This window comes from Bradyrhizobium sp. STM 3809, assembly GCF_000239795.1.
Lineage (GTDB): Bacteria > Pseudomonadota > Alphaproteobacteria > Rhizobiales > Xanthobacteraceae > Bradyrhizobium.
Genome location: NZ_CAFJ01000024.1, coordinates 1 through 4,378 on the forward strand (window position 1 = coordinate 1; position 4,378 = coordinate 4,378).

At 66.1% G+C, this 4,378-nt stretch carries 5 protein-coding genes; 3 read left to right on the forward strand and 2 right to left on the reverse strand.

Going from position 1 to position 4,378, the window contains the following annotated elements:
* Positions 1 to 76 precede the first annotated feature (76 nt).
* Together BRAS3809_RS01245 and BRAS3809_RS01250 are read right to left on the reverse strand one after the other, a co-directional pair.
* Complete coding sequence (locus BRAS3809_RS01245; RefSeq protein WP_008960283.1) at positions 77 to 910, reverse strand: alpha/beta hydrolase family protein; 834 nt, start codon at positions 908 to 910, stop codon at positions 77 to 79.
* Between the two features lie 168 nt (positions 911 to 1,078).
* Positions 1,079 to 1,858: an SDR family NAD(P)-dependent oxidoreductase gene (locus tag BRAS3809_RS01250; protein WP_008960284.1), complete on the reverse strand. Its 780-nt coding sequence runs from the start codon at positions 1,856 to 1,858 to the stop codon at positions 1,079 to 1,081.
* A gap of 163 nt (positions 1,859 to 2,021) precedes the next feature.
* Here BRAS3809_RS01250 and BRAS3809_RS01255 point away from each other — a divergent pair, with 163 nt between their 5' ends.
* From BRAS3809_RS01255 to BRAS3809_RS01265, 3 genes are read left to right on the forward strand one after another with little or no spacing between them, the layout of a single operon-like run.
* A complete protein-coding gene (locus BRAS3809_RS01255; protein WP_008960285.1) occupies positions 2,022 to 2,816 on the forward strand; it encodes an enoyl-CoA hydratase/isomerase in 795 nt (264 codons plus the stop codon).
* The gene (locus BRAS3809_RS01260) at positions 2,813 to 3,802 is read left to right on the forward strand and encodes a phosphotransferase family protein (RefSeq protein ID WP_035654871.1); all 990 of its coding nucleotides are present in this window, start codon (positions 2,813 to 2,815) and stop codon (positions 3,800 to 3,802) included. The genes BRAS3809_RS01255 and BRAS3809_RS01260 overlap by 4 nt, the downstream gene beginning before the upstream one ends.
* Positions 3,802 to 4,188, forward strand: coding sequence for a DUF6285 domain-containing protein (locus tag BRAS3809_RS01265; protein ID WP_008960287.1), 387 nt, complete (start codon positions 3,802 to 3,804; stop codon positions 4,186 to 4,188). The genes BRAS3809_RS01260 and BRAS3809_RS01265 overlap by 1 nt, the downstream gene beginning before the upstream one ends.
* The last annotated feature ends 190 nt before the right edge of the window (positions 4,189 to 4,378 follow it).

Genomic DNA, 4,378 nt, shown 5'->3' on the forward strand with positions numbered 1-4,378 from the left:
GTGATCGCGAGGGTTCTCGGTCGGTAGAGCTCGGGCGCGCACGCGCCGCGAGAGCGCGGCGCGTGGACGGGTGTCGTCAGGGCAGGGCGGCCGCGCCGTTGGTGACGATCAGATTGTCCGTATCCGCGGGTGCGAGTTCGCTGGTCGTGTCACCGCCGAGATATTTGTCGAGCGTCGCCTGGATCCGCTCGCGCGCCGTGTACGGGCCGCGGTCGCTCATCCAGGTATGCTGGAACTCGGTCTTGATGATGTCGATGCCGCTCTTCTTGCCGACATGCGACGGCAGCACGCCGGGGTCGGTCTTGAACTCGGGATCATCCGACCGGAACGACAGGATCTTGAGCTTGTCCCGGATCACGAACGGGACGCGCAGATTATCCAGTGTCACCACCTGGGAGACGATGTTCGGATGCTCCTTGGCGAAATACATCGCGGTGTCGCCGCCGTTGGAATGGCCGACCAGCGTGAGATGATCGTAGTCGGCATTCGGATGCCGCTTCTTCATCTCCTTCAGGACGCACAGAATGTTGGCCTCGCCCTTCTTGTAGACGTCGAGCCGGCCGACATAGGGCAGGCCGACCTTGGTGACGAGCGGCGGATCGGTCGGCAGGTCCTGCTGCACGCTGGCGACGAGATAGCCGCGCGCGGCGAACACGTTCGCCAGGAACGAGTACTCGGTGTTCTTGACGGTGTTGCCGTTGGAGATGACCGCCACCGGCAGCCGCCACAGCCCGGCATTGGCCTTCATCTCGTAGTCCGTGCGGACGGCGATGTCGACGTTGATCGGCCGCTGCCTGGCGGCGTCGAAGAACTCGCGGCTCTCGTGCTGGATGCCCCATTTGGCCATCGCAAAGTAACCGGCCACAGCCAGGGCAGAGACACAGGCCAAAACCGTCACACCGCGCTTCATGGCATCCTTCCCTTGGAATTCTCCTCGTCATGTGATGAGAGACAACGCCGAGGTCACGGGGGCGTGGCAGCGCCCAGAGCATTAAATTTCGGAAATCTTGGAATACCGCGCGGGAACAAAACCGCCCTTGGTGGACCGGCATCCCGGTCCACCCTGTCGTCTGCCGGCTCAGAACGCGGTGTAGCCGCCGTCGATCACGAAACAGTCGGCGGTGTGGTAGGACGACGCCTTGCTCATGAGATAGACGGCGATGCCGCCGAAATCCGACGGCTCGCCGAAGCGGCGCACGGGGATGCGAGGCATCACGTTGGCGACGAACTTCTCGTTGCCCATGATGCCCGCCGTCATGTCGCTCTTGATCCAGCCCGGCAGGATCGCATTGGCGGTGACGCCGTAGCGCGCGAGCTCGACGGCCAGCGCGCGGCACAGCGCGTTGAGCGCGGCCTTGGTCGCGGCGTAGTGCTCGTTGCGCGCGGTGCCGAACAGCGAGGCGAGACTCGATGTCGCGACCAGCCGGCCGAACGGATCGCCGGCTTCGGCGCGGGCGGTCATATGCCTGGCGGCGGCCTGGAAGGCATGGAAGACGCCGTCGAGATTGGTCGCGAACATCGTGCGCCATTCCTGCTCGGTGCGCTCGATGAAGGGCTTGCGGCCGCCGCCGCCGATCCCGGCATTGGCGAAGCAGCCGTCGACGCGGCCGAATGTGTCGAGCGTCGCCTTCATCGCCTCGGCGACGGAGGCTGGGCTCGTGACGTCGCAGATGCGCGTATCGACCTTGCCGGGTCCTGCGGCCATCGAGGCCGCGGCCGCCTTGTTCTTCTCGGCGTTGCGTCCCCAGATCGAAACGTTGCAGCCACTGGACGCAAGTGCCTGGGCGATGCCGAGGCCTATCCCTCCGTTGCCGCCGGTGACGACGGCCACACGGCCGGTGAGATCGAACATGGTCATGAGCGTTTCCGTCGATGTGAGCGCGCTATCGGCGCTTCGGCTATTTGGATGACGCAACCATGGACAAGCGCAGCGCAAAAATCAAATATGCTGGATGAACCGGCGATGCTGCGAATTTCCGCCGCGAAGAATGCAGCACCCGACAAGCTCTTGAGAGGAAACCATGCAGTTCAAGCACGTCACGCTCGACTTCGACGGGCCCGTCGCCATCCTCACGCTCGATCATCAGGAGGTGATGAATGCAGTCTCGATCGACATGCTCGGCGGCCTCGCCGAAGCGCTCGACGAGATCGAGGAGAAGACGGCGGACGTCCGCTGCCTCGTCGTGACCGGCGCCGGCCGCGCGTTCTGCACCGGCGCCAATCTGCAGGGCCGCAACGCGCAGGCGAAGCCAGGTCGCAGCAATGCGGGCGCCGCGCTCGAGACCGCCTTCCACCCCTTCCTTCGCCGCCTGCGCAACCTGCATTGCCCGATCGTCACCTCGGTGAACGGCCCGGCCGCCGGCGCCGGCATGAGCTTCGCGCTGATGGGCGACATGATCCTGTGCGCCAAGTCCGCCTACTTCCTGCAGGCTTTCCGGCGCATCGGCCTGGTGCCGGACTGCGGCTCGACCTGGCTGCTGCCGCGTCTCGTCGGCAAGGCGCGCGCGATCGAGTTGTCGCTGCTCGGCGAGAAGCTGCCGGCCGAGACGGCGCTGCAATGGGGCCTCGTCAACCGCGTCTATGACGACGCCGCGCTGAAGGAGGAGACCATGAAGCTCGCGCATGAGCTCGCCAACGGTCCGACGGTGGCGCTGGCGCAGATCCGCGGGCTGTATTGGGAGAGCCCGGAGAATTCGTTCGAGGAGCAGCTCAACGCGGAATTCCAGTCGCAGCGCATCGCAGGCGCGACCAGTGACTTCAAGGAAGGCGTCACGGCGTTTCTCGAAAAGCGCCCGGCCAAGTTCAAGGGCCAATGATCGAGACCGAACTGTCCCGCTGTGTCGCCGCGTTCATGCCGGGCGCGACCGGCGTGCGGGACGCCGCCAAGCTCTCCGGCGGGGCCAGCCAGGAGACGTGGCGCTTCGACATCGTCCATCCCGCCGGTGATGTCGGCGCCATTCTGCGCCGCTCGCCGAAGGGCTATGGCGCCGCGCCCGGCCGCGCCGCCGGGCTCGACAACGAGGCGGCCTTGATGCGGCTCGCGTCTGCCGCCGGCGTGCCGTCGCCCGAGGTGCTGCATGTGTTGCGCCCGGAAGACGATCTCGGTACCGGCTTCATCATGCGCCGCGTCGAGGGCGAGACCATCGCGCGCAAGATCTTGCGCGATGCCGAGTTCGCCGCGGCGCGGCCGCGCCTGGCCCGTCAGCTCGGCGGCATCGCCGCCGGCATCCACGGCATCGCGCGCGCTGCGCTGCCGGCGTTGCGCGAAATGAATGCGACCAAGGAGATCGCGGAGCTCAGGCGTGAATATCAGAGCTTCGACTGGCCGCGCCCGGTGTTCGATCTGGCGCTGCGCTGGCTGGAGCAGAACGATCCCGGTCCTTCGACCGAGATAACCCTGGTGCACGGCGATTTCCGCAACGGCAACCTGATCATCGGCCCCGACGGCGTCCGCGCCGTGCTCGACTGGGAGCTCGCCCATCTCGGCGATCCCATGGAGGATCTCGGCTGGATCTGCGTCAATTCCTGGCGCTTCGGCGAGATCGACAAGCCCGTCGGCGGCTTCGGCCCGCGCGAGGAGCTGTTCGCCGGCTACGAGGCCGCGGGCCGCAAGGTCGATGCCAGCAGAGTGAAGTTCTGGGAAGTGATGGGCACGCTGCGCTGGGGCGTGATGTGCTGCGGCATGATGCAGCGGTTCCGCATCGGCCCTGACCATTCGATGGAGCGCGCGATGATCGGACGCCGCGCCTCGGAGACCGAGATCGATCTGCTGCGCTTGCTCGCGCCCCGAGGAGAAGGCTGATGCAGGACGAACCGACGCCGACCGAACTGGTGCACGCCGTGGCCGACTTCCTGCGCAACGACATCGCGCCGCTGATCTCGGGTCATCAGGCCTTCAAGCTGCGCGTCGGCATCAACGCACTCGATCTCGTCGTGCGGCAGCTGACGCAGGCAGCTGGGGCAGACGCGGCGGAGCTTGCGCGGTTGAAGGACCTGCTGGGAGAGGACGGCGCCTTGCTCGATCTCAACCGCATGCTGGCGCAGCAGATTGCGAGCGGTGCCCTCGATCTCGCGACGCCTGGCCTGAAAGAGCATCTCTGGCAGACCACGCTCGCCAAGCTCGCCGTCGACCAGCCCAACTACGCCTCCTACAAGCGCGAGGCGGGAAGGGACACCGATGTCTCCTAATATTCCGCCGTCATGCCCGGGCTTGACCCGGGCATCCATCCCCTTCCAAATCTGCCGCGCGACCTGGATGGCCGGGTCAAGCCCGGCCATGACGGAGCAGAATGTAACTCTCGCCGTCATTCCGGGGCGCGACGCAGTCGCGAGCCCGGAATCCATACTCCCGATCGAAATTGTGGATTCCGGGCTCGCG